Consider the following 24,264-nt stretch of genomic DNA (forward strand, 5'->3'; position numbering starts at 1 on the left):
TCAGGCCCCTTTCTGCGGCGGGAGACCCTGCCATGAAGACCTGTGCTGCTGTGAGGAACCCGGCGGCCAGAAGTCGCCGGAAACGTGTGATGGTTCTGTGACTGCGGAGCCGGCCGGGGCACTCAGCTCGGCCCGGATTTCCTCGGCCAGCCGGTACGTCATGTCGCGCCGCCAGGCCGGGAGCCCGTGGATGTCGTTGTGGTACAGCTCGTCCGGGATGGCAGAGTCCAGCGCCGAGCACAATGCGGGCGTGTCCGGAAGGGACTCAAAGCGCAGCTGCACGGGGCGCTTTGTTGCCGCGGTGACGGTGAGAGTCAGGGAACCGCCGGCGTCGAGCCTTCCGATCAACAGCACCCCGGACCTGCCCAGATTGCTCAGCGACAGCCGGCGGAACGCCACCCGTGAAGAAAGGGCCGACGCCGGGAGGCGGACACTGCGCAGCAGCTCACCGGGTGCCAGGGCGTTCTGCCCGTCCCCGGTGATGAAGTCAGCCACGGGGAGTTCGCGGCTGGCGCCGCCGGGACCCAGTACAGTGGCAACTCCGTCCAATCCGGCGCTGAGGGAAATCATGGGCCCGGCCGGAAGCGAGGTGCACAGGTTGCCGCCCACTGTGGACATGTTCCAGACCTTGAAGGACGCCACGAAGGAATCGCAGCACGGCCGGATGAGGTCCAGGGCAGGCCAATCGGCGGCAGCGTGGGCGTCCGGGAGCGCATACAGTTCAGCGACGGTGCAGGTGGCGGCGAGGTCAATCCCCCCGGCGGTCACGGTGATGGAAGGCCAGCCCGCTGAGCCCAGATCCAGCAGGCGTCTCAGCGGCTCCTTGCCAAAGGCGTAGCTGCCGTAAGAGAACAGGACCGTTCCTCCTGCGAGCCAGGCGTCGCCGTCACGCCATTCGGCCGGGTCCGTGGTGGGGACAACGGCCTCAATGGTGTTCATGTCCATGCGATCTCCTGATGGGCTGTTTCACCGTGTGCCGTTGCAGCGTGTTCGGCAGCGCGGTTACGTCCCGTGGAGCGGTGGATGGGCCCGGTTCCGTCCTTCAGTGGCACGCCGGTCCGGACCGGAGTGCCGACGGCGGGGTTGCGGGCGGCGATCAACTCAGCCGTAATGGAGACAGCAACTTCGGCGGGTGTCACGGCTCCCAGGTCCAGGCCAATCGGGGAATGCAGGCGTGCCAGCTGCTCCGGCGCAACACCCTCCCCCAGCAGGGCTTCAATCCGCTGGCGGTGGCTGCGCCGGGATCCCACGGCGCCGACGAAGGCGAGCTCCAGGTCCAGGGCCGTTTGCAGGAGGGGGATGTCGGATTTGGGGTCGTGCGTAAGGACGCACACCACGGACCGGGCATCCAGACGACCGGCCGCGGCTTCGGCGGCCAGGTAGCGGTGCGGCCAATCGGTGACCACTTCGTCCGCAATGCCAAACCGCGACTGTCCGGCAAAGGCAGGCCGTGCATCGCACATGGTGACGTGGTAGCCCAGCAACTTTGCGGCGGGAAGTAGCGCAGCGCCGAAGTCGTTCGCGCCGAACACCAGCATGCGGGCCGGTGGAAGCCGGCTTTCCACCAGGAGGGTCAGGGGCTCTGCAGACGTCTGCATGGATGACGGGGCTACGGCATCTGGCACACCCATGCCAAAAACCCAGCTGGCGCACGCCTCCACGGGAGCGAGCCGCACCAGGCCCGTCCGCCCGCCACGCAGCAGCGGTTCCACTTGCGCTGCCGCCGCCAACATTGCCGAAGCATCGTGACGGATGCTGAGCCCCAGCAGGGCAGCCAGTTCGGGCGAATGTGCCGCGGAAAAGGCGGCGGGATCGGGGACCACAACGGCGCCTCCGCCGCGGGCGTCCACCCTCCGGATCAGCGCCAGCGCACCACCCGGGGCATGCCCGGAAAAATGCTGCAGCTCGGCCAGCTTCAAACTGCCAAGCCGCAGGCCGCCTGAACGCGAGTCCAGTGGCTGGATGTGGACTTCCAGCTCCCCTCCGCAGCTGAGCCCGACGGCGAATGCGTCCTCGGCGCTGTAGCCGAAAGACTCGAGGCGGGAGCCGCCGTCGTTCATGGCTTCCAGCGCGGCCCCCGCCACGGCGCCCTCAACACAGCCGCCGGACAGACTACCCAGCACCTCGCCGGCCTCGGACACCAGCATGGAGGTGCCCAGCGGACGGGGCACGGAGCCGGTGGCGGAAACGATGGTGGCCACGGCGCACCGCTGCCCGGAAGCCGCCGGCGGCCAGTCATTCAGTGAAGGCATCAGGTCTAGCATGGCAACACATCCTTTTCCCGCGTGGCACAGGCTGCGGTTTCAGGCAGGCAGTCCGGCTGACTCTTCAGCCGGCCTTCCAGCCCGAAGCCGAGTGCGGTCGTGCACATATTCTCGTTCCTAAAGTGAGCAGTGGGAAGGGCCAGCGGGGTGGCGCCCGCATCATTTGGATTTCAGTGTGGTGGACCGGGGCAGGCTTCATCTTCCTGCCCCGGTCCTAAGCGGAACCGGCCCCTGGCCGCCGCCCGCCGTCGTCGGTCTCTCTGATCAGGAAGTGCTGATCAGGAGCCTGCGACGCCGGCGGACGCTATTCGGCGCGGCCAGGGTTGCGGAACCGCGGTCTTTATACGCCCATCAGGGAATTGATGGGTCCCCGGGCGAAGTAGATGATGAATCCAACGGTGACCACCCACATGAGCGGATGGATCTTCTTCACCTTCCCGGAAGCAGCACCGATGATGGCCCAGGACACAAAGCCGACGCCGATGCCGTTGGCGATCGAATAGGTCAGCGGCATGGTGACAATGGTCAGGAATGCCGGGAGCGCCACAGCGAACTTGGTGAACTTGATCTCGCGGATCTGTGCCATCATCATGGCGCCAACCACCACCAGTGCGGCGGCCGCCACTTCCAGCGGAACCACGCTGGTGAGCGGGGTCAGGAACATTGAACCCAGGAACAGCAGGCCCGTAACCACCGAAGCCAGGCCGGTGCGGGCGCCTTCGCCGATGCCGGCCGCGGAGTCGATGTACACCGTGTTGGAGGATCCCGACGTGGCACCGCCCGCAATAGCCCCGAAGCCTTCAACGATGAAGGCCGATTTCAACCGCGGGAACGTACCGTCCTTGTGCGCCACGCCGGCGCTCTTGGCGAGGCCCGTCATGGTGCCCATGGCGTCGAAGAAGTTAGTGAACACCAGGGTGAACACCAGCATGGTTGCGGCCAGTGCGCCGATCCGTCCGAAAGCTCCGAACATATCGAACTGCCCCACCAGGCTCAGATCGGGCGCCGACACCAACTGGCCGGAGAGCACAGGCGTGTTCAGGTGCCAGCCGCCGGGGTTGGATTCGCTGCCGGGGCCGATGTGCAGTACTGCCTCCACGACCGCGGCCAGCAGCGTGGTGGCCACAATGCCGATCAGCAGCCCGCCCTGGATCTTGCGGGCCACGAGGATGCCCATGGCAAGCAGACCCACAATAAACACCAGCGTGGGGATCGAGGTAATGGATCCGTCCGTGCCCAGCTGGACCGGCGGACCGCCCTTGGTGGCGCGGACAAAGCCGGAGTCCACAAAGCCGATGAAGGCGATGAACAGGCCGATGCCCACGGTGATGGCGGCCTTCAGTTCCCGGGGAACGGCCCGGAAGATGGCAGTCCGCGCCCCTGTGGCACCGAAGATGACGATCAGGATGCCGTTGATGACCACCAGGCCCATGGCTTCTGGCCAGGTGACTTCATGGATGACGGCAACGGCGAGGAAGGAGTTGATACCCAGCCCCGCCGCGAGTCCGAACGGAAGGTTGGCGATGAGCCCGAACAGGATGGTCATCACGCCGGCCGTAAGTCCGGTCACGGCGCCCACCTGAGCGGCATTGAGCCAGCCGCCGGCGACGTCCGTGGGGGCTTTGTCCGCGCTGAAGCCGCCCAGGATCAGCGGATTGAGGATGACGATGTAGGCCATGGTGAAGAACGTGACCAGGCCGCCACGGAATTCGCGGGCCAAGGTGGAGCCGCGTTGGGTGATCTGGAAGAAGCGGTCCAGGAAGGCGTTGGTTACCGGAGGTTTGGCATTCGGGACCGACCGCTTTCCCCGCTTGATCTGGGGCTCTCCGCTGTCCGGTCCGACGTGCTGCTCGTCAATGATTGTCATGTCTGCCACCGGCCCTAGTAGTCAATCCGGGAGTCGAGCGTGTTCCAGGTGTTGAACGGTTCCAGCGGTGCGGGCGCCTGGGGATCGCCCAGTTCCAGCTTGGCTACCGGCATCAGGTCAGCCCGGTTGTCGTTTTCGAAGAACTCGTAGAAGACGGCGTCATCGAAGCCCACTGAGGCGGCGTCGTGGCGGTCTGCGGCGAAAACCACGCGCTCAATGCGGGCCCAGAGTGCGGAGGCCAGGCACATGGGGCATGGCTCGCAGCTGGTGTAGAGGATGGCTCCACTGAGATCGAACGTACCGAGTTCGCTGCAGGCCCGGCGGATGGCCGTGACCTCTGCGTGTGCGGTGGGATCATTCGTGGCGGTGACGCGGTTGACGCCGTCGAAGGTTTGACCGTCGGCAGTGACGATCACGGCGCCGAACGGCCCGCCGCTGTTCAGGACGTTGGCAGTTGCCAACTGGATGGATCTGGCCAGAAATGCTTCGGCCGTGACGATGGTGCTCATTTGCGACTTCCTTTGCTGTGGAAGCCGGTACGCCGTTGCGGGACCAAAAGAACCAGTTGCGACGGTTACCAGGCTTCAGCATGTTCTGTGAAGGATATGTTGCGCCTGGTAGATAGCTTCCCGTGGCCCGGGTGCCCGCCTTTGGCAAGATCGAGACTAGCACCGGGATGTGGCGTGCGCCATAGTTTTCTGGAAATTTAATTTCGCGATGTGAAATCTAGGTTTCAGAATAGTCACATTCCGCGGGCGTTGACTCTCCGGCCGGGGCGACTTTACGCTGGTGGCGACCCGTCGCTGTGCGGCCGGTCACCTGGATCAGCAGACAGGGCATCACTGAGCTGGAACCTTCGGCACCGGAAATCTACGGAACCACAGACAAGGAACCAGACATGGCCCTCACTCATCCGCACCCCTCCGCAACCAGGCTCTGGATCAAAAATCCGCTCGCTGCCTTCACCGCGAACGGCCTCGATGCCTCCGGCGGCATCGTGGTCAGCGGCGGCAGAATCGTGGAGGTCCTGGCCGCCGGGCAGCAGCCTTCCGAGCCCTGTGAGGAGGCGTTCGACGCCGGCAATCACGTGCTGCTCCCCGGCCTGATCAACACGCATCACCACTTCTACCAGACGCTCACCCGCGCCTGGGGCCCGGTGGCCAACGCTCCGCTGTTCCCCTGGCTGCAAAACCTGTACCCGGTCTGGGCGCAGCTGACGCCCCGCGATCTTGAGCTCGCCACCACCGTGGCGCTGGCCGAACTCCTGCTCTCCGGCTGCACCACGGCCGCGGATCACCACTACCTCTTCCCGGACGGAATGGAAAACGCCGTCGACATCGAGGTGGAGGCGGTCCGCCGGCTGGGAATGCGCGCAACCCTCACCCGCGGCTCCATGACGTTGGGAGAGGACGACGGCGGCCTCCCGCCGCAGTCAACGGTGCAGGCACCTGAGGTGATTCTTGCGGACAGCGAAAGGCTGATCAACGAGTACCACGAGCGTGGCGACGGCGCCCGGATCCAGATCGCGCTGGCGCCGTGCTCGCCCTTTTCCGTAACCAAGGAGATCATGGCCGAGAGCGCCTTGATGGCCGAGCGTCTGGATGTCCGGCTGCATACCCACCTCGCCGAAACCCTGGAGGAGGAAGATTTTTGCCGCGAGACGTTCGGGCTGCGCACGGTGGACTACCTGGAGAGCGTGGGCTGGCTGACGGACCGGACCTGGCTGGGCCACGGCATCCATTTCAGCGATGACGAGATCGCCCGGCTGGGTGCCGCGGGCACCGCCGTCGCGCATTGCCCCACGTCAAACATGAGGCTGGCATCCGGCACCGCGCGGGTCCTGGAACTGGAGGACGCGGGTGTTCCCGTGGGGCTGGGAGTTGACGGGTCGGCGTCGAACGACGCCTCCAACATGATTCTCGAGGCGCGGCAGGCGCTGTACCTGCAGCGGCTGCGCTACGGGGCGCAGGTCCCGGTGGAGCGGGCGCTGGGGTGGGCTACCCGCGGATCGGCTGCGGTGCTGGGCCGTCCTGATCTTGGCCAGCTGGCACCGGGGATGCAGGCGGACCTGGCCTTATTCAAGCTCGATGAGCTGCGGTTCTCCGGCAGCCACGATCCCGTTGCGGCGCTGCTCCTGTGCGCCGCGGACCGGGCCGACCGCGTAATGGTGGGCGGCCAGTGGCGTGTGGTGGACGGCCAGATCCCGGGGCTCGACGTTGCCGGGCTCATCGCGGAGCACTCGGCCGCCGCGCGGAAGCTGATCAGCGGCTAGACGATATGAGTGTGGCCCCGGCTACTGGTTTCCGGCCAGGGACATCGTGATGAGCACAATATTCAGCCCGACGATCAGGCAGGCACTGAGAGTTCCGGCGATTTTGAGTGCCAGCGAATCAACGTGGATGCCCATGACCTTGCGCGAACCCGTGAGGCGGATCAGCGGGATCAACGCAAAGGGGATGCCGAAGCTGAGGAGCACCTGGCTCAGGACCAGCGCAAACGTCGGTTCGATCCCGGCACCGAGCACCAGCAGTGCCGGAATCAGGGTGATGACGCGCCGCAGCACGAGCGGGATCTTGAGATTGAGAAGTCCGCCCATAATGGTGGCTCCGGCGTAGCAGCCCACCGACGTCGAGGCCAGCCCGGATGCCAGCAGGCCAATGCCGAACACCACCCCCACCACCGGGCCAAGGGCCGAACTGATGGCGGCGTGGGCGCCGGCGATGGTGTCGGTTCCCTCCACGCCCCGCAGGCTCGAAGCGGCCAGCAGCAGCATGGAAATGTTGACCAGCCCCGCCACCACGAGGGCGCCGATCACGTCCCACCGGGTGATCCGGATGAGTCTGGTCCGGACCGCTTCGCTGGGCGAATATCCGTGCCGGTCGCGGGCCAGGGCAGAGTGGAGATAAATGGCGTGGGGCATCACCGTTGCGCCGAGCATGCTGGCGGCAAGCAGCACCGTATCCACGCCGTCGAATCTCGGAACGAGGCCGCCCAGAACGTCGCCGGGGGCGGGCAGGTTGACCATCAGCCCCGTCACGAAGCCGACGGCGATGACCGCGAGGAGGATGATGATGGCGTTTTCAAAGGTCCGCTGGCTGCGGCGCGACTGAAGAACCAGCAGCAGCATGGAGGCGATGCCGATAACAAATCCGCCGGCCAGCAGGGGCAGTCCGAACAGCAGGTTAAGGGCAACGGCGCCACCGATGACCTCGGCCATGTCCGTGGCCGCAGCCACGAGTTCAGCCTGGGCCCAATAGAGCCGGCGGGGAGTTGTCTTCAGGCTCTTGCCGAGAAACTCCGGCAGGCTCTGGCCGGTGGCCAGCCCGAGTTTGGCCGACTGGTACTGCACCAGGACAGCCATCAGGTTGGCAACAACCAGTACCCACACCAGCAGGAAGCCATACTGCGAACCGGCTGTCAGATTTGCTGCGACGTTGCCCGGGTCCACATAGGCAATGGCCGCGACGAAGGCCGGCCCGAGCAAAAAGAAACGTGACATGCGGCGCCCACGCACTGCGCGGGTCTGGACATCCACGGCCACAGCAATCCCCTCGGTAATTTTCGGCATCCCTGCCGACGACACGTCAGCAGAATTTTACGGTACACCGAAATTCAGTGTACAGGCAAGCCTTATTACCGCGTTAGTACATCCGGTCGGCACATCCGGCCAGGGGAGCCGGCCGGTACATGCGGACAGGGGAGCCGCTTACGGGAGACGCTTACGGGAGACGCTTACGAGAGCAGCCAGCCCACAACCGGGAGGCGGTGCATCCAGCGCGAAAACGGGCCGGGGCCATGACCGCGGTCGGCCGGGATATAGAAATCCGGGTCCATCCCGCCGGTGGGGAGGTAGAACTCCTGGTCTGGTGCGGCGGCTTTGGCCTGCGTGAGCTTTTCGCTCTCCTGCTTCTGCGGGGTCATCTGATCCTCCTCATCCGGTCTTTCGTGGTTACTCTCGTTTTCGTATTACGGAAAGTAAATATTGTTATGTGGAAACTGTAGAACGTGCGGGGTGGCGGCGTCAAGGGCCGGACCGGCGCGGGCGCCCGCGCCTGTCCCGGGCCGGTCACAATCGGAAATTTCAGATTGTGATGTACACCACGGGATTCCCGCGCTACGCTTTAACTCAATTCGTGGCGCACGTCACGTAACCTGGGAGCAGCAGGCAGGGTCGTAATGAGCTGGCATCAATTGATGTCGGCTCATTTTTTGTTGGGTCGACGGTTCACGAAATGCGTGGGAAACACGCACTTAATTTCACTGTGGGACCTTGGTTCCACATTCCGGAAGTTGGGAACTGACCATGAGCAACAACATCGTCCTCGGCAATAACCAGTACGGCAAAGCCGAAGTCCGCGTCGTCAAAATCACCAGGGACACCGACCGCCACGAGATCGAAGACCTGAATGTCACCTCGCAGCTGCGCGGTGATTTTTCCGCCGCCCACCTCGAAGGCGACAACGCCCATGTGGTGGCCACGGACACCCAGAAGAACACGGTCTACGCCTTCGCACGGGAAGGAATCGGGTCTCCCGAGGCCTTCCTCCTGCGCCTCGGCGAGCACTTCACGTCCGGCTTTGACTGGGTGACCGGCGGCCGCTGGGAAGCTGAATCCTACAGCTGGGACCGCATCCAGGCCCACGGCAGTGCACACGAGCACTCCTTTGTGCGCAACGGCCAGGAAGTCCGCACCGCAGTGGTGGTCCGCGACGGCGCCGCCACCCACGTCATCTCCGGGCTGACAGACCTCACTGTCCTGAAGTCCACCGAGTCCGGCTTTGTGGGCTACCCGAGGGACAAATACACCACTCTCCCGGAGACCACGGACCGGATCCTCGCCACAGATGTCACGGCCCGCTGGCGCTTCAACGCCGGCACGGACTTCAGCTCCCTGGACTTCAACAAGAGCTACGACGACGTCAAGGGCCTCCTGCTCGAAGGCTTCACCGAGAACTACTCCCACGCACTCCAGCAGACCCTGTTCGACATGGGAACCAAGGTCCTCGAAGCACACAGCGAGATCGACGAAATCAAGTTCTCCATGCCCAACAAGCACCACTTCCTGGTGGACCTGTCACCGTTCGGCCTCGACAACCCCAACGAGGTCTTCTTCGCCGCGGACCGCCCCTACGGCCTGATCGAGGCCACCGTCCAGCGCGACGACACCACCCCGGCGGACATCGCCTGGTCCGGCATCGCCGGCTTCTGCTAAACAACTCCTGATTCGCACGGCGCCGCCCGGAGTTTCGGTACGTACCGTTCCAGAGACTCCGGGGTCGGGGGCCAACACATTACGGCCCGCTTCACCACCAAATTGTTAGCCAGACATTGTTAGCCAGACGAAGGCGTCTGCCATGAACCAAGAAAGTCTGCCATGAACACTAAGAAGAATTCCCCCACCGCGGGCGCCAAGACCAGCCGCGTGCCGTCCACCCGACCCGAAGACCAGCGCCTCTCCATAGGCAGCACCTTCGCGTACGGTTTCCAGCACGTCCTCACCATGTACGGCGGCATCATCGCCCCGCCGCTGATCATCGGCGCCGCTGCCGGTATGTCATCCCAGGACATCGGCCTCCTGATCGCGGCCTGCCTCTTTGTGGGCGGTCTGGCCACCATCCTCCAGACGGTTGGCATCCCCTTCTTCGGCTCCAAACTGCCGCTGGTCCAGGGCGTCTCCTTTGCCGGGGTCTCCACCATGGTGGCAATCGTCCACGGTGGCGGCGGCATCCAGTCGGTCTTCGGCTCGGTGATCGTTGCCTCGCTGATCGGCCTGGCCATCACCCCGCTCTTTTCCAGGATCATCAGGTTCTTCCCGCCCGTTGTCACCGGCACGGTCATCACCACCATCGGCCTGACGCTCATGCCGGTGGCTGCCAACTGGGCCATGGGTGGTAACAGCAAGGCACCGAACTACGGCAGCATGGCCAACATCGGACTGGCCGCGGCCACCATGGGGATCGTGTTGCTGCTCAGCAAGGTTGGTAACGCTGCCATCTCCCGGCTGTCCATCCTGCTTGCCATGGTGCTGGGCACGGTCATCGCCTTCGTCACCGGAATGGCGGACTTCTCCAAGGTGGGCCAGGGCGACATCGTGGCCTTCCCCACCCCGTTTGCCTTCGGCCCACCCACGTTCCACATCGCGGCCATCATCTCCATGCTGATCGTCATCCTGGTGACCCTCACCGAGACCTCCGCGGACATCATCGCGGTGGGCGAAATCGTGGGCACCAAGGTGGATTCGAAGCGGATCGGCGACGGCCTGCGGGCGGACATGCTCTCCAGCGCCATCTCCCCGCTGTTCAACTCCTTCACCCAGAGCGCCTTCGCCCAGAACGTGGGCCTGGTTGCCATCACCGGCATCAAGAGCCGCTTTGTGGTCAGCGCCGGCGGCCTCATTTTGGTGGTTCTGGGTCTGCTGCCGGTCCTTGGCCGGGTGGTCGCAGCGGTTCCCACTCCCGTCCTGGGAGGTGCCGGCGTCGTACTGTTTGGAACAGTTGCCGCAAGCGGCATCCGGACGCTTTCCAAGGTGGAATACCGGAACAACATGAACCTGATCATTGTGGCGGCGTCAATCGGCTTCGGCATGATTCCGATTGCGGCCCCGGCGTTCTACGACCAGTTCCCCTCCTGGTTCGGGACCATTTTCCACTCGGGTATCAGCTCGGCCGCAGTGATGGCCATCCTGCTGAACCTGCTCTTCAACCACCTCAAGGCGGGCAACTCGGAGAACCAGTCTGTGTTCGTGGCCGGCACCGGGCGTGTGATCCGCGAGGAGGACATTGCCTGCCTGGCCGACGGCGACCGCTATGAAGGCGGTAAGCTGATCGACTGCGACGGCAAGGAAGTCCCCGTCCAGTCCGCCAGCAAGGCGGCCGAGCACTAGCTGCGTAATCCAGATGACAGTTGAGGCCAATGTTCCGGAGCGACATTGGCCTCAGCTGTCACCTCGGCGCTTCCCCGTGCCACCACGGACAACGTGACATGGGCCCGAGAGTCAGCGCCGAAGTGCAGCCCGAACGAACAGTTGAGGCCCCGAATCCGCAGATTTGGGGCCTCAACTGCTCGTCGCGCCTAAGCTCGTTCGCGCCTGAGCTTGTTTGCGCTGGGCGATCAGTTCTGGTTGAGCTCGTCCGAAATCGCCTGGGCAGCCTCACGCAGCAGCGGCACCGCGCGGTCTGCGAAGTGCTGGTCCACGCGGGACACCGGACCGGACACGGAAATGGCCGTGGGCGTGGGCGCGTTCGGGACTGCCATGGCGAAGCAGCGGACGCCGAGCTCCTGCTCTTCCTCATCAATGGAGTAGCCGCGTTCGCGGATCCGGTTGAGATCCGCAATCAGGGATTCGATGTCCCCGATGCTCTTGGCAGTGGGGGTGGGCATGCCGCTGCGGGCCACAATCCCGCGGACCACGTCATCATCCAGCTGGGCCAGGATGGCCTTGCCGACGCCGGTGTCGTGGGTATGGGCGCGGCGGCCCACCTCGGTGAACATACGCATGGAGTGCAGGGACGGGACCTGCGCCACGTAGATGACCATGTCCGAGTCCAGCACTGCCATGTTGGAGGTCTCACCCAGCCGGTCCACGAGGGACTTGAGCTGAGGCCGGGCCAGCGCGCCGAGTTGTTTGTTGGCGCCTTCGCCAAGCCGGATCAGCCGGGGGCCCAGGGCGTAACGGCGGTTGGGCAGCTGGCGGATGTAGCCCAGTGTGACCAGCGTGCGCAGCAGCCGGTGGATGGTGGGAAGCGGCAGATCCGTGGAGGAAGAGAGCTCACTTAGGGTGACGTCGCCGCCGGCATCGGTGATCAGTTCCAAAAGTTCAAAGACGCGCTCAACGGACTGCACGCCTCCGGGGGCTTTTTCGGCCATTTCCGTGGTCTCCTGCTGGCTCGATTCCGACAACTCTTATCCGCATCGTGAAAAGAGTTGCTTAGAAGTCCCAACATACAGCAAGCTCACCGCCAGTCGATGCACCAACCGGGCTTGTGTTTCCACAAAGTAGATAATAATATCCATAATACGAAAACAATCAGATACAAAAGAGTTGGCCCAGGCATGGGCCCAACCAGGAGGACATTCAATGGCGAACCCGAGCCCCGGAAATTCGATCACCCTGCGCGTGGAAGCACCGTCCAGCTTCTCCGCCACGAGCGAACTCGCTGCCGCGGTGGGAGCTGCCGGCGCAGCCATCACAGCCCTGGACGTCACCGAGTCCCACCACGAGACCCTGGTTGTGGACGTCACCTGCAACACCACCGATGATGACCACGCAGCACGCGTCAAGGACGCCCTCAACGCGCTCGACGGCGTCACCGTCCGCAACGTCTCGGACCGCACCTTCCTGATGCACCTCGGCGGCAAGCTCGAAGTTGTCCCCAAAGTAGCCCTGCGCAACCGCGACGATCTGTCCCGTGCCTACACCCCCGGCGTCGCCCGCGTTTGCCTCGCGATCGCAGAGGACCCGGCAGCTGCCCGCAACCTGACGGTCAAGCGGAACACCATCGCCGTCGTCACCGACGGTTCGGCCGTGCTGGGCCTGGGCAACATCGGCCCGGCCGCCGCGCTTCCCGTGATGGAAGGCAAGGCGGCGCTTTTCAAGCAGTTCGCCAACGTTGATGCCTGGCCGGTCTGCCTGGACACCCAGGACACCGAGGAAATCATCATGATCGTCAAGGCGCTTGCCCCCGTCTACGGTGGTGTGAATCTCGAGGACATTGCCGCCCCTCGGTGCTTTGAGATCGAGAACCGCCTCCGCGCGGAACTGGATATCCCCGTATTCCACGATGACCAGCACGGAACCGCGATTGTCACGCTGGCAGCCCTGGTCAACGCACTGCGTGTGGTGGACAAGAAGCTCTCCGAGGTCCGCATTGTTGTCTCGGGCGTGGGCGCCGCGGGCTCGGCCATCATCCAGCTGCTCAAGGCGCAGGGCGCGCAGCACATCGTGGCAGCCGGCCGCTCCGGCGCCATCCACTCCGGCGAGGAATACACCGACGAACACCGCAGCTGGATTGCCGCAAACACCAACGAAGAAGCCTTCTCCGGCACCCTCCACGAGGCACTCAAGGGCGCCGACGTGTTCATCGGCGTCAGCGCCCCGCACGTGATCGGCGAGGAACAAGTTGCTTCCATGGCTGAGAACGCGATTGTGTTCGCCATGGCCAACCCGACGCCGGAAATCGACCCCGTCATCGCCGCCAAGTACGCGGCCGTTGTAGCCACCGGACGCAGCGATTTCCCCAACCAGATCAACAACGTCCTGGCGTTCCCGGGCTTCTTCCGCGGGCTCCTGGACGCCGGGGCCAGCGACATCACGCCCGAGATGCTGGTGGCTGCCGCCGACGCAATTGCCAACCGGGTAGCTGACGATGAGCTCAATGCCAGTTACATTATCCCCAGCGTCTTCGATCCACATGTTGCCGCCGACGTAGCCGCCGCTGTGGCTGCTGCCGCCCACGCAGCGACCGCCAGCGCAGCCTCCGCCAACGCCTGATTCGCTGCCCAGAAAAGGACCAGAAATGGCTATCACTGTCACAGACCACCGGCCGATCGAACGTGCGGAGGAGATTCTTACCCCCAAGGCGCTGGCATTTGTGGAGGAACTCCACAAGCGCTTCGCCGGCACCCGCAACGAGCTGTTGGCCGCCCGCGGCGTCAAGCGCCAGCGCGTCGCCGAAACCGGCAAGCTCGACTTCCTGCCGGAAACCCGGAACGTGCGCGACGGCGACTGGAAAGTTGCGCCTGCACCGGCAGCTTTGCGGGACCGCCGGGTGGAAATGACGGGCCCCGCCTCCCCGGCCAAGATGGCCATCAACGCGCTGAACTCGGGCGCCAAGGTGTGGCTCGCGGACCTTGAGGACGCCAGCACGCCTACGTGGGCCAACGTTATTGACGCCCTCCTGAACCTGCGTGACGCCGCCACCGGCGCCCTAAGCTACACCTCGCCCGAAGGCAAGGAATACACGCTCCGCACGGACGCTCCGCTGGCTGTCGTGGTGGCCCGTCCGCGCGGCTGGCATATGGATGAGCGCCACCTGCTGATCGATGGTGTACCCACTGTGGGTGCGCTGGTGGACTTCGGCCTGCACTTCTTCCACACGGCCAAGCAACTCGTCATGAACGGCCAGGGCCCTTACTACTACCTCCCCAAGTTGGAGAGCCACCTTGAGGCACGCCTCTGGAACGAGGTCTTCGTCTATGCGCAGGATTTCCTGGGCCTCGGGCAGGGCACGGTCCGCGCCACGGTGCTGATCGAGACCATCCCTGCAGCCTTCGAGATGGACGAGATCCTCTACGAGCTGCGCGATCACGCCGCCGGGCTCAACGCAGGCCGCTGGGACTACCTGTTCAGCATCATCAAGTACTTCCGCGATGCCGGCGAGGAGTTTGTCCTGCCGGACCGTGCCACGGTGGCCATGACGGCACCGTTCATGCGGGCCTACACCGAGTTGCTGGTCAAGACCTGCCACCGCCGCGGAGCCTTCGCCATGGGCGGCATGGCCGCAGTCATCCCCAATAAGCGCCACCCCGAGGTCACGGAGGCCGCCTTCGAGAAGGTCCGCGCGGACAAGACCCGCGAGGCCAACGACGGCTTTGACGGCTCCTGGGTTGCCCACCCGGACCTCGTCCCCACATGCCGGGAAGTGTTCGACTCCGTCCTCGGCGAGCGCCCCAACCAGCTGGACAAGCAGCGCCCCGAGGTCTCCGTGACCGCGGAGCAGCTGCTGGACATTGCCTCGACCAAGGGCCAGGTCACGGAAGGCGGACTTCGCCTGAACCTGTATGTCGCCGTCGCCTATACGGCAGTGTGGCTGTCCGGCACCGGCGCGGTGGCCATCCACAACCTCATGGAAGACGCCGCCACGGCCGAGATCTCCCGCTCCCAGGTGTGGCAGCAGATCCGCAACAAGTCGGTCCTCGCAGACACGGGAAATACCGTGACCCGCGAGCTGGTGGAGCGCATCCTGGGCGAGGAAAGGGAGCGCCTGCGGACCGAGGTCGGCGACGAAGCCTTCCGCCTGTACTACGAGCCCGCCAGCAAGCTGATCGCGGACATCTGCCTGTCCGAGGAATACACGGATTTCCTCACCACCCCGGCCTACGAACTGGTGGGCTGAGGCATGACGGTATCCCCCACCCAATCATCACCCCGGCAGTCGCCGACTCCGTCGCTGTCCGCGGCGGACGTTGCGCACATCGACGCGCAGCTCGCCGCCACGGACAAGCTCCTGGAACAGAACTATCCCGGCGACGACGGCTCCCGCCAGCCCGTCCACACCGTGTACGTCCCCGCGGACCGCTTCACGCCGCGACTCGCTGCCGAGTGGGGCAACCAGGCACTTTCGACGGCGGCCGCCCACGGCGGGCTTGCCCGGCTGGGTACGCTTTTGGGCCAGGACGCCGGGCTGGCTGAGGCCGTCGCGTCCCGGGTGGAAGCCAAGCTCAGCAGCGAACCGATCGAGGATCTGCGCCTGGACTTCGAGGACGGTTTTGGTGACAGGGGCGACGACGCCGAGGACGCCGCCGCTGTTGCCGCGGCTTCCGCCGTGGCCACCGCGGTTGCTGCCGGTACAGCCCCGCCGTTCATCGGGATCCGCTTCAAGTGCTTCGAGGCGCCCACCCGGGCGCGCGGACTGCGCACCCTGGACCTGTTTGTGTCGGGGCTGGCTGCTGCCGGTGAGCTTCCGGACGGGCTGATCCTGACCCTGCCCAAGGTCACCACGGTGGCACAGGTGCAGGCCATGGAATTCGCTGTGTCCCGCTTGGAGCAAGTCCATTCGCTTCCCGCCGGACGGCTCCGGTTTGAGGTGCAGGTGGAGACGCCGCAGCTCATCCTTGGCCCGGATGGAACGTCGCCGGTGGCCCAGCTGCCACACGCCGTTCCTGGCCGCATCAGCGGGCTGCACTATGGCACCTACGACTACTCAGCGTCGCTGCAGATCTCGGCTGAATACCAGTCCATGGAGCACCCCGTGGCCGATTTCGCGAAAGAGGTCATGCAGCTTGCCGTGGCCGGAACGGGCATCCGGCTCTCCGACGGTTCCACCAACATCATCCCCGTGGGCGACAACGTGGAAAGCGCCTGGCAGCTGCACGGCCGGCTGGTCCGGCGCTCGCTGGAGCGCGGCTACTACCAGGGCTGGGACCTGCATGCGGCCCAGCTGCCCAGCCGGTTCTCCGCCACGTACGCGTTCTACCGGCAGGGGCTCCCTGCCGCCGCGGCACGGCTCCGCAACTATGTTGAACAGACGGAAGGCGGCGTGATGGACGAACCCGCCACCGCCCGTGCCCTCGCCGCTTTTGTCCTTCGTGGCGTCCAGTGCGGCGCCGTGGGTGCCGATGAAGTCCTGGCGCTTGCCGGCGTCGGACTCCCCCAACTGACTGCCCTGGCCCACCCGCGGCTGGCCCGCGCAACCACCCACCTGTCTTCCACCCCACTGGCCACATCACCGCAAGGAGCGAACTCATGAGCAACTACTTTTCACCCGAAGGCGGACTCCCGCCGCAGACCCAGCTCCTCACGGACCGCGCCGTGGTCAAAGAGGCGTACACGGTCATCCCCAAGGGCGTCATGCGGGACATCGTCACCAGCAACCTGCCGGGCTGGACCAACACGCGTTCCTGGATCATCGCCCGGCCCATCGCCGGCTTTGCCACCACGTTCTCCCAGCTCATCGTGGAAGTAGCCCCTGGCGGCGGCAGCGACAAGCCTGAGGTGGAGGCCGGCGTCGAAGGCGTCATCTTCCTCACCAAAGGTTCGCTGACCCTGACGCTCGACGGCGAGATCCACCACCTCGAATCCGGCGGGTACGCGTACCTCGCCGCGGGATCTGACTGGAAAGTGAAGAACGACGGCGCCGACGCTGCCTCCTTCCACTGGGTCCGCAAGGCCTACGAAGTACTCGAAGGACACACCGCGAAGTCGTTCGTGACCCGCGACCAGGATGTGGAGCCGCGCCCCATGCCCGGCACCAACGGCGCCTGGGCCACCACCCGCTTCGTGGACCCCGACGATCTGGCCCACGACATGCACGTCAACATCGTCACGTTCCAGCCGGGTGCCTCCATCCCGTTCGCCGAAACCCATGTGATGGAGCACGGGCTGTTCGTCCTTGAGGGCAAGGCCGTCTACCGGCTCAACGACGATTGGGTCGAGGTGGAGGCCGGCGACTTCATGTGGCTCCGCGCGTTCTGCCCGCAGGCCTGCTACGCCGGCGGCCCGGGCAACTTCCGCTACCTGCTGTACAAGGACGTCAACCGCCAGATCCGCCTCACGTAGTCCCTCTGCCCCCGAGGGCCGGGCCAGAAACGCGAGGGCACGACGACGGCGGCACCGGCAGCCGGGCGGCTGGCTGCTAACTTGGGGTACTTACGGTCAGGAGAGGACAGGCCCATGGAATTTCTGCCACGCACCGCGATTGTCACGGGGAGCGATTCGGGGATCGGCCGGGCCACTGCGGTGGCGCTGGCGGAAGCCGGAATGGACGTCGGGATCACGTGGCATTCGGACCGGGCCGGCGCCGAACACACCGCAGGGCAGGTCCGCGCGGCCGGCCGGAAAGCGGTGATCCGGCGGCTGGACACCACAGACATCCCCGGGTGTGCAGCCGTTGTTGATGATCTGGCAGAAGCGCTGGGCCGCGTGGACGTTTTTGTGAACAACGCCGGCGCGGGCGACGGCACCAGCTTCCTGGACCTCGGCCACAAGATCTGGGCCGGCACCATGGACATCAACCTCAACGGTGCCTTTCTGTGCATCCAGGCCGCGGCCCGGAGAATGGTCGCGGCCGGTACCGGCGGGCGCATCATCGCCGTCACCAGCGTCCACGAAACCCAGCCGAAGGTCCATGCCGCCGCATACGTCGCCGCCAAACACGGGCTCGGCGGACTCATCAAAACCATTGCGCTGGAGCTGGCTGAACACGGGATCACGGCCAACTCCGTGGCACCCGGGGCTATCTCCACGCCGATGTCCGGCCAGGACGGCGATGATCCTGAGCCCACGGTCCACCCCGGAATCCCGCTGGGCCGTTCAGGCCGGGCCAGCGAGATAGCCGCCGTTATCGCCTTCCTGGCGTCGCCGGCCTCGGCCTATGTCACCGGCGCATCCTGGGCTGTGGACGGCGGGATTCTGCAGATGGGGCCGATGGGCGGCGCCCGGCTGGGGAACAACAGCTGGCGTCAGGGCTGATTCAGGAAGACGATAAGTAAACGGATCAAACCCCTTGCCCTGCCGCCCGAAGACTCCTGGCGTAGAAAGTGGCCGGCGCCGGCCACGCCAAAGGTGCGGCCGCGAACCTCACCAGACTGACACCGCTCATGCCGGTTGCGAACCGGAGTCCGGGCGGGCCAGAAGCCGGCCGATTGCGCTGTCCCTGAGGTTGTCCAGCAGCTCCCGCGGACCCGAATAGACCTCGACGGCTCCGGCCTCACGCAGTTCACCGGGGCTGGTCCCTCCGCAGGTTACTCCGATGGTGGGGATGCTGAGTTTGGCCGCGGCGTAGACGTCCCACACGGAGTCGCCTACGTAAACGGTGTCTGCGGCGCCCAGCTCCAGGGCTCCAAGGGCGGCGATCAGGATGTCCGGCTCCGGCTTGCCGTGCTTGGCATCGTCGGCGCTCGTGGCGGCATGGAGATACGAATCGGCGCCCAGGGTTGCCCGGAGTGCTTTCAGATCCCTCTTTCGGGCTGAGGACGCAAGGGCCACCGCGAGTCCGCTCTCGCAGCACTGCGCCAAGAGGTCCTTCGCTCCGTCAAAAGCCCGCAGGGCCGGCCAGTACGTGGCGAACACCGCACCGTGGGCAGCCAGCACCTCGTCGTCGCCGGTCCGGTCGCGATCCGCAGGCAGCAGATGGTCCACCAGCCTGTCACCACCCATGCCCACGCTCCGGTGGATCTCCGCCATCGGGATGTCAAAGCCGGCCTGACGGAAGGCGCGCCACCACGAGATGGCATGGATATACGCCGAATCCACCAGCGTCCCGTCCACGTCGAACAGAACGCCGCGCTGCCGCCTGCCCCCGGGTCTGTCATTCAGCATGCTGCCCCTTTGCCGGGTGCCGGGATCGAAGCGTGGCTGCCGTTGCCGGCGTCAGTGGTTAGCAGCGGCCCGTTGCCGCCCGGCGGGTGCGGGAGACCGGGCAGCATTGCTGACGGTCTTTTTCCTGGCCGGCTTTGTATGCTTCTGCACTGGTGCTGCCTGGCCGCCCCGGGAGTGGTCGCGGATTAGTCCGGTGCCCGCAATTTCGCGCGCCCGGGCAACTCCGGCCACGGCTGCACGCTTGGTGGGAAACGTAATCGAAATCGCCATAAGGGCACCTGAGCCATCCAGCAGCCTGATCCGGTAGCCGCCGTCGGGGGCATCCACCAGCTCGAAATATCCAGCCATTGCACCTGCTCCTCCGTCCTTCACCGCACGTTGAGATGATTGTAAGTATACTTATCGACCGGCGGAGGGAAAGGCTCTACGGAAAGAATTTTTGCTTCCCTGGAAACCGCGGGTCCGGAGGTCAGGACGACGCTCCGGCAGGGGAGGAAAGGGGCGCATCGCTACGACGCACGCTCTGCTGGTGAAGCTCCAGGGCACTGGTCACGAGCGCAAAGTGACTGAACGCCTGTGGCGTGTTCCCCAGGTGCCTGCCGGACTTCACACCCCATTCCTCGCTTAGCAGGCCCAAGTCGTTGCGCAGCGCCAGCAGGCGTTCGAACAGTTCGGTGGATTCCCGACGGCGGCCCGCGCCGAGGAGCGCCTCCACCATCCAGAAGGAGCACGCCAGGAAGACGCCTTCATCCCCCGGGAGGCCGTCGTCGCTTTCTTCCGGACGGTAGCGCAGCACAAAACCGTCCTCGGTGAGCTCGTTGAGTATGGCGTCGATGGTGCCGACCACGCGTGGATCATCCGGCGGCAGGAACCCCACCCGCGGAATCAGCAGCAGGCTGGCGTCAAGCTCCGGGCGACCGTAGGACTGGACGAAGGTGTTGCGGCCGGCGTCGAAGCCATTGCCCATGACGTCCTTGTGGATGGTGTCCCGCAGCGCCTCCCAGCGCTCGGCGGGGCCGGGAAGCCCGAAGTCCCGGACACCCTTGACCATCCGGTCCGCCGCTACCCAGGCCATCACCTTGGAGTGTGTGAAATGCCGGCGCGGGCCGCGCATTTCCCACAGCCCGTTGTCCGGCTGGTTCCAGATGCCCTCCAGATGCTGCATCAGCGCAACCTGGACGTCCCAGGCTTCATCGGTGTGTTTCAACAGAGAATTGCGGGTGAGGGACAGGCCATCGAGCACCTCGCCCCAGACATCCAGTTGAAGCTGCTCCGCGGCGCCGTTGCCGATCCTCACGGGGGCCGAGTTCTCATAACCGGCCAGCCAGGGCAGCTCCATCTCCGGCAGCCTGCGTTCGCCATGGATGCCGTACATGATCTGCAGGTCCGCCGGGTCACCCGCCACGGCCCGCAGTAGCCAGTCGCGCCAGGCCGCGGCCTCCGCCGTGTAGCCGGCGGCCAGCAACGCCTGCAGCGTGAGGGTGGCGTCCCGCAGCCAGCAATAGCGGTAGTCCCAGTTCCGGGGCCCGCCCAGCTGTTCGGGCAGGGACGTGGTCACGGCCGCCACAATTCCGCCGGTGGGCGCATACGTCAGGGCCTTGAGAGTGATCAGTGAACGTTCGATGGCGTCCTTGTACTGCCCGGTCACCGTGCACTTCGCCGACCACTCCTGCCAGAACGATTCGGTGGAGGCCAGCGCATCCTCGGCGTCCACGGTCCTGGGCCGCGGGACGTGGCTCGGCGCCCAGGTGAGCACAAAAGGTATCCGCTCGCCGGCGTGAACTGTGAATTCGCTGATGGTCTGCATGTGCTCGGCCTGCAGCGGGGCGGACGTCACGAGGTAGACGGCGTCCGGCCCAGCAATGGCATGCAGGCCTTGTTTGTCGCGGCGGACCCAGGGCACTATGTGCCCGTAGTCGAAGCGCAGGACCAGTTCTCCGCGCATCTTCACACTGCCGCTGATGCCCACCACAATCCGCACAATGTCCGCCACCGAATCGCGGGGCGGCATGAAGTCGATCACGCGCACGGTTCCGTCCGGGGTTTCCCATTCGGTTTCCAGAATCAACGTTCTTGGGAGGTACCGGCGCCGGGCGCACCCCGCGGCGGTCTCGCTGCCCGCGCTGCCCGCCGGTGCCAGCAGCCAGCGGCCGGATTCCGGGGTGTCCAAAAGGGCATTGAAGCACGCCGGCGAATCGAAGCGCGGCAGGCAGAGCCAGTCGATGGATCCTTCGGTGCTGATCAGAGCCGCCGTGTGGAGATCGCCCACTACCCCGTAATCCTCGATGCGTGCCATGACCCTTACCCTGCCACACACCCCTGCTCCGCACGAGGGACCAGGCCGGGCCGGGCCGGACTCGTCCAGGCTGGCGCGTCGGCTCACAGCCGTTCCGAATTAGGGAGCTGTGGCAAAGTGGAGGCATGGACATGGCGCCGCAGAAAAGATCGTTGTCAGATAAGCGCGTGTTCCGCCTCGCCCACCGGGTGTCCCACGCCGTCAACAGCGTGCGCATGCGGCTCGCCAAACGCTGGAACTTCGTGCCGCAGACCATCGCCTACCAGGGCTACGGCTCCACGGAATGGGTGCGCGTACTGGGCCGGGTCCTGCTGACCAGCCACCCTGCGCCCGGCAGCGGGGCCGAGCGCGCAGCGCAGAAGGGCAACCAGAATGTGCGCGGCTGGCGCGCCTTCACCAGCATGCCCATCAAGTTCACTGAAGTGGAGATTGAGATCGGCGGTGTTGTCACCCGGGTCAAGGCGGACCGCGGCGGGCTGGTGGACACGGTGGTGGAAGTCGGACTCGCCCCCGGCTGGCACAAGGCAGTGCTGCGCGCCACGGGCACCGATCCGGTGGAAACGAAAATTCGGGTCATCGCCCCCGGGGTCCGGTTCGGGATTGTGTCCGATATTGACGACACCGTAATGGTTACCGCCCTCCCCCGGCCGTTCCTGGCGCTCTGGAACACGTTTGTGCTGAGTGAGCACGCGAGGATTGCCACCCCTGGCATGGCTGTGCTGATGGACCGGCTGACTATTAAGCATCCGGACGCGCCCGTCATCTACCTGTCCACCGGGCCCTGGAATGCTGCCCCCACGCTGGCGCGCTTCCTGACCCGCAACATGTACCCCGCGGGAGCCCTGCTGCTGACTGACTGGGGCCTCACGCAGGACCGCTGGTTCCGCAGCGGCCAGGAGCACAAGCGCCGTAGTCTGGAACGGCTCGCGAAGGAATTCCCGGACACCCGCTGGCTGCTGATCGGCGACAACGGCCAGCACGACGAGGAAATCTACTCCGGTTTCGCCCAGGACCATTCGGAGAAGGTGGCCGCCATCGCCATCCGGCAGCTGTCAGCCGGCGAGTCTGTTCTGGCCGGCGGGCACTCCGAGGACGTGGACCACAGTGCGTCGTCCGTCCCGTGGATCTACTCGCCCGACGGCGCCGGCATGGCGAAGCAGCTCAGCGAACTTGAGCTCATCTGACCGGGTCCGCTCGGGCCGCCGTTGATCCTTACGCCGTCGATCCTTACTCTGCAGTTGCGGCCTCTGAGGTTGCCGGCTCTGACGTGGGAGGATTTTCCTCGGGCTCCGACGACGTGCCCGACGCTGTTGACGGCTCGGCGGCTGATGCGACGGCGGCGTCCGCCGAAGCGGCCAGGTTCCGCTCCTCGATCAGCTCCTGCAGCCAGAAGTAGGACGCTTTGGGCGTCCGGTCCAGGGTTTCGAAGTCCACGTGGAGGAGACCGAACGGCTGTTTGTAGCCGGCGGACCATTCGAAGTTGTCCAGGAGGGACCAGACGTAGTAGCCGCGAAGCTCGATGGACTCCGCCGCCCCGCCGGGTGCTGTTGCCTCCAGCGCGGTTCCGATGTGGTCCGACAGGTACTTCAGCCGCCGTTCGTCGGGGATGAAGGCGTGGTTGGTGGATTTGTCCTTGACGACGATGTCCTCGAAGCTGGCCCCTCCCTCAGTAATGATGACCGGCGGGAGGTTTGGATAGCGTTCCGCCATCTCGGCCAGGGCAACAGCCAAGTACTCCGGTTTGATTGGCCAGCCGTACGCTGTTGTTTCCGTGTCCGGCCAGTGCGCAATATGCAGCAGAACGCCAGGCGCGGCATCGCCGAGATCGTCCCCCATGGCCTCGGACATTCCGGCCGGCACCGCGCGGGCACCTGCGCCGGCGGCCACCCGCGTTGGCATGTAGTAGTTGAGACCATAAAAGTCCAGGGGCCGGGAGATCAGCTCCATGTCCTCATCCGGGTGATTGAACGAGCTGAAGAACTTGGCGGCCCGGATCACGTCCGGGTACTTCCCTGTGAGGACCGGATCCGCATACAGCGTGTTCTGGACCACGTCCATGACCCCGGTGCTCAGCTTGTCCAGGGGGTTGCCGGAATCCGGGACCATCGGTGAGTACACATTGGAGATGCCGATTTCGCCCGGGACGTTGGCTGCCCGCAGTGCCTGAAGGGCAAGCCCGTGGCCGAGGAGCTGGTGGTGCACGCTGGGAAAGGCACTGAGCAGGAGCGATTCACCCGGCGAATGGATTCCCAGGGCGTAGCCGTTGGTGGTCACCGTGGCGGGCTCGTTGATGGTTACCCAGCGGGCTACACGGTCCCCGTAGGCCACGGCGGCGATGGCCGCAAACTCGCCGAGCCGGTAGGCGGTGTCCCGGTTCATCCAGCCGCCGGCATCGTCCAGCGCCAGGGGCGTGTCCCAGTGGTAGATGGTCATCATGGGGGAAATACCGTTGGCCAGCAGCTCGTCCAGGAGCCTGTCGTAAAAGTCCAGGCCGGCAGGGTTCACCGGGCCGCTGCCGTTCGGCTGGATCCGTGGCCAGGAGAGCGAAAAGCGGTACGAATCCACGCCCAGCTGCTTCATCAGGGCAACGTCTTCCGGCATACGGTGGTAATGGTCGCAGGCCACGGCCGGGCTCTGGTCATCCACAATGGCACCGGGTCTGGCAGCGAAAACGTCCCAACCTGCCGGCCCCCGTCCGTCTTCGTTGAGCGCACCCTCGATCTGGAAAGCAGCGGTGGCAACGCCCAGAGTGAAGCCCGGCGGAATCAGGGCGGCCAGATCTTTGGCGGTGACGTGCATG

The 24,264-nt window shown here is 65.3% G+C and carries 20 protein-coding genes; 9 read left to right on the plus strand and 11 right to left on the minus strand.

What is annotated here, in order from left to right:
- From V3C33_15610 to V3C33_15625, 4 genes are all read right to left on the minus strand, one after another.
- Entirely contained in the window at positions 1-945 is a 945-nt protein-coding gene (locus V3C33_15610; GenBank protein XAS66885.1) for an FAD binding domain-containing protein, read from the minus strand.
- Positions 936-2,264 (minus strand): XdhC family protein, encoded by a 1,329-nt coding sequence (locus tag V3C33_15615; protein ID XAS66886.1) that lies wholly within the window; start codon positions 2,262-2,264, stop codon positions 936-938. The genes V3C33_15610 and V3C33_15615 overlap by 10 nt, the downstream gene beginning before the upstream one ends.
- A 340-nt stretch (positions 2,265-2,604) precedes the next feature.
- Complete coding sequence (locus V3C33_15620; protein XAS66887.1) at positions 2,605-4,131, minus strand: NCS2 family permease; 1,527 nt, start codon at positions 4,129-4,131, stop codon at positions 2,605-2,607.
- Between the two features lie 14 nt (positions 4,132-4,145).
- Positions 4,146-4,640, minus strand: a complete 495-nt coding sequence (locus V3C33_15625) for a nucleoside deaminase (protein ID XAS66888.1) — start codon at positions 4,638-4,640, stop codon at positions 4,146-4,148.
- Positions 4,641-5,029: 389 nt separating this feature from the next.
- Here V3C33_15625 and V3C33_15630 point away from each other — a divergent pair, with 389 nt between their 5' ends.
- Complete coding sequence (locus V3C33_15630; protein XAS66889.1) at positions 5,030-6,403, plus strand: 8-oxoguanine deaminase; 1,374 nt, start codon at positions 5,030-5,032, stop codon at positions 6,401-6,403.
- A 21-nt stretch (positions 6,404-6,424) separates the two neighbouring features.
- On the opposite strand, the gene V3C33_15635 is transcribed toward V3C33_15630, so the two are convergent.
- Together V3C33_15635 and V3C33_15640 are read right to left on the minus strand one after the other, a co-directional pair.
- Positions 6,425-7,699 (minus strand): Nramp family divalent metal transporter, encoded by a 1,275-nt coding sequence (locus V3C33_15635; GenBank protein XAS66890.1) that lies wholly within the window; start codon positions 7,697-7,699, stop codon positions 6,425-6,427.
- Between the two features lie 164 nt (positions 7,700-7,863).
- Positions 7,864-8,052: a hypothetical protein gene (locus tag V3C33_15640; GenBank protein XAS66891.1), complete on the minus strand. Its 189-nt coding sequence runs from the start codon at positions 8,050-8,052 to the stop codon at positions 7,864-7,866.
- Between the two features lie 382 nt (positions 8,053-8,434).
- Between V3C33_15640 and pucL the strand changes: the two genes are divergently transcribed.
- Positions 8,435-9,343 carry a urate oxidase gene (gene pucL / locus V3C33_15645; GenBank protein ID XAS66892.1) on the plus strand — a complete coding sequence of 303 codons (909 nt, stop codon included), beginning with the start codon at positions 8,435-8,437 and terminating at the stop codon, positions 9,341-9,343.
- Between the two features lie 162 nt (positions 9,344-9,505).
- On the plus strand, positions 9,506-11,014 hold the full coding sequence (locus tag V3C33_15650) for a nucleobase:cation symporter-2 family protein (protein ID XAS66893.1): 1,509 nt from the start codon (positions 9,506-9,508) through the stop codon (positions 11,012-11,014).
- Between the two features lie 227 nt (positions 11,015-11,241).
- Here the strand turns inward: V3C33_15650 and V3C33_15655 are convergent, their stop codons facing one another.
- Positions 11,242-11,997 (minus strand): IclR family transcriptional regulator, encoded by a 756-nt coding sequence (locus tag V3C33_15655; GenBank protein XAS66894.1) that lies wholly within the window; start codon positions 11,995-11,997, stop codon positions 11,242-11,244.
- 211 nt (positions 11,998-12,208) lie between these two features.
- Here V3C33_15655 and V3C33_15660 point away from each other — a divergent pair, with 211 nt between their 5' ends.
- From V3C33_15660 to V3C33_15680, 5 genes are all read left to right on the plus strand, one after another.
- On the plus strand, positions 12,209-13,621 hold the full coding sequence (locus tag V3C33_15660) for an NAD-dependent malic enzyme (protein XAS66895.1): 1,413 nt from the start codon (positions 12,209-12,211) through the stop codon (positions 13,619-13,621).
- A gap of 25 nt (positions 13,622-13,646) precedes the next feature.
- Positions 13,647-15,245 (plus strand): malate synthase A, encoded by a 1,599-nt coding sequence (gene aceB, locus V3C33_15665; protein XAS66896.1) that lies wholly within the window; start codon positions 13,647-13,649, stop codon positions 15,243-15,245.
- 3 nt (positions 15,246-15,248) lie between these two features.
- Positions 15,249-16,598, plus strand: coding sequence for an aldolase (locus V3C33_15670; GenBank protein XAS66897.1), 1,350 nt, complete (start codon positions 15,249-15,251; stop codon positions 16,596-16,598).
- Entirely contained in the window at positions 16,595-17,407 is an 813-nt protein-coding gene (locus V3C33_15675) for a bifunctional allantoicase/(S)-ureidoglycine aminohydrolase (GenBank protein XAS66898.1), read from the plus strand. The genes V3C33_15670 and V3C33_15675 overlap by 4 nt, the downstream gene beginning before the upstream one ends.
- Positions 17,408-17,521: 114 nt before the next feature.
- On the plus strand, positions 17,522-18,319 hold the full coding sequence (locus V3C33_15680) for an SDR family oxidoreductase (protein XAS66899.1): 798 nt from the start codon (positions 17,522-17,524) through the stop codon (positions 18,317-18,319).
- 126 nt (positions 18,320-18,445) lie between these two features.
- Here V3C33_15680 and V3C33_15685 read toward each other — a convergent pair whose 3' ends face one another.
- The 3 genes from V3C33_15685 to V3C33_15695 all read right to left on the minus strand — a co-directional run bounded on the left by V3C33_15685 (position 18,446) and on the right by V3C33_15695 (position 21,464).
- The gene (locus V3C33_15685; protein ID XAS66900.1) at positions 18,446-19,168 is read right to left on the minus strand and encodes an HAD family hydrolase; all 723 of its coding nucleotides are present in this window, start codon (positions 19,166-19,168) and stop codon (positions 18,446-18,448) included.
- A gap of 51 nt (positions 19,169-19,219) precedes the next feature.
- Positions 19,220-19,516 carry a hypothetical protein gene (locus V3C33_15690; GenBank protein XAS66901.1) on the minus strand — a complete coding sequence of 99 codons (297 nt, stop codon included), beginning with the start codon at positions 19,514-19,516 and terminating at the stop codon, positions 19,220-19,222.
- A 121-nt stretch (positions 19,517-19,637) separates the two neighbouring features.
- A complete protein-coding gene (locus V3C33_15695; GenBank protein XAS66902.1) occupies positions 19,638-21,464 on the minus strand; it encodes a glycoside hydrolase family 15 protein in 1,827 nt (608 codons plus the stop codon).
- Between the two features lie 125 nt (positions 21,465-21,589).
- On the opposite strand from V3C33_15695, the gene V3C33_15700 reads away from it, so the two are divergent.
- Positions 21,590-22,648: a phosphatase domain-containing protein gene (locus V3C33_15700; GenBank protein ID XAS66903.1), complete on the plus strand. Its 1,059-nt coding sequence runs from the start codon at positions 21,590-21,592 to the stop codon at positions 22,646-22,648.
- Positions 22,649-22,691: 43 nt separating this feature from the next.
- Here V3C33_15700 and V3C33_15705 read toward each other — a convergent pair whose 3' ends face one another.
- Positions 22,692-24,263, minus strand: coding sequence for a family 1 glycosylhydrolase (locus V3C33_15705; protein ID XAS66904.1), 1,572 nt, complete (start codon positions 24,261-24,263; stop codon positions 22,692-22,694).
- Between the last annotated feature and the right edge of the window lies 1 nt (position 24,264).

It is taken from the genome of Micrococcaceae bacterium Sec5.7, from assembly GCA_039636785.1.
Classification (GTDB): Bacteria; Actinomycetota; Actinomycetes; order Actinomycetales; family Micrococcaceae; genus Arthrobacter.

What these genes read in the sequence shown, in the direction of transcription:
- V3C33_15705 (XAS66904.1), bottom strand. Translation starts at nt 24,263, where the DNA reads ATGCACGTCACCGCCAAAGATCTGGCCGCCCTGATTCCGCCGGGCTTC.
- V3C33_15655 (XAS66894.1), bottom strand. Translation starts at nt 11,997, where the DNA reads ATGGCCGAAAAAGCCCCCGGAGGCGTGCAGTCCGTTGAGCGCGTCTTT.
- V3C33_15650 (XAS66893.1), top strand. Translation starts at nt 9,506, where the DNA reads ATGAACACTAAGAAGAATTCCCCCACCGCGGGCGCCAAGACCAGCCGC.
- V3C33_15640 (XAS66891.1), bottom strand. Translation starts at nt 8,052, where the DNA reads ATGACCCCGCAGAAGCAGGAGAGCGAAAAGCTCACGCAGGCCAAAGCC.
- aceB (XAS66896.1), top strand. Translation starts at nt 13,647, where the DNA reads ATGGCTATCACTGTCACAGACCACCGGCCGATCGAACGTGCGGAGGAG.
- V3C33_15635 (XAS66890.1), bottom strand. Translation starts at nt 7,699, where the DNA reads ATGCCGAAAATTACCGAGGGGATTGCTGTGGCCGTGGATGTCCAGACC.
- V3C33_15610 (XAS66885.1), bottom strand. Translation starts at nt 945, where the DNA reads ATGGACATGAACACCATTGAGGCCGTTGTCCCCACCACGGACCCGGCC.
- V3C33_15615 (XAS66886.1), bottom strand. Translation starts at nt 2,264, where the DNA reads ATGCTAGACCTGATGCCTTCACTGAATGACTGGCCGCCGGCGGCTTCC.
- V3C33_15685 (XAS66900.1), bottom strand. Translation starts at nt 19,168, where the DNA reads ATGCTGAATGACAGACCCGGGGGCAGGCGGCAGCGCGGCGTTCTGTTC.
- V3C33_15675 (XAS66898.1), top strand. Translation starts at nt 16,595, where the DNA reads ATGAGCAACTACTTTTCACCCGAAGGCGGACTCCCGCCGCAGACCCAG.
- V3C33_15625 (XAS66888.1), bottom strand. Translation starts at nt 4,640, where the DNA reads ATGAGCACCATCGTCACGGCCGAAGCATTTCTGGCCAGATCCATCCAG.
- V3C33_15670 (XAS66897.1), top strand. Translation starts at nt 15,249, where the DNA reads ATGACGGTATCCCCCACCCAATCATCACCCCGGCAGTCGCCGACTCCG.
- pucL (XAS66892.1), top strand. Translation starts at nt 8,435, where the DNA reads ATGAGCAACAACATCGTCCTCGGCAATAACCAGTACGGCAAAGCCGAA.
- V3C33_15660 (XAS66895.1), top strand. Translation starts at nt 12,209, where the DNA reads ATGGCGAACCCGAGCCCCGGAAATTCGATCACCCTGCGCGTGGAAGCA.
- V3C33_15680 (XAS66899.1), top strand. Translation starts at nt 17,522, where the DNA reads ATGGAATTTCTGCCACGCACCGCGATTGTCACGGGGAGCGATTCGGGG.
- V3C33_15695 (XAS66902.1), bottom strand. Translation starts at nt 21,464, where the DNA reads ATGGCACGCATCGAGGATTACGGGGTAGTGGGCGATCTCCACACGGCG.
- V3C33_15620 (XAS66887.1), bottom strand. Translation starts at nt 4,131, where the DNA reads ATGACAATCATTGACGAGCAGCACGTCGGACCGGACAGCGGAGAGCCC.
- V3C33_15700 (XAS66903.1), top strand. Translation starts at nt 21,590, where the DNA reads ATGGACATGGCGCCGCAGAAAAGATCGTTGTCAGATAAGCGCGTGTTC.
- V3C33_15630 (XAS66889.1), top strand. Translation starts at nt 5,030, where the DNA reads ATGGCCCTCACTCATCCGCACCCCTCCGCAACCAGGCTCTGGATCAAA.
- V3C33_15690 (XAS66901.1), bottom strand. Translation starts at nt 19,516, where the DNA reads ATGGCTGGATATTTCGAGCTGGTGGATGCCCCCGACGGCGGCTACCGG.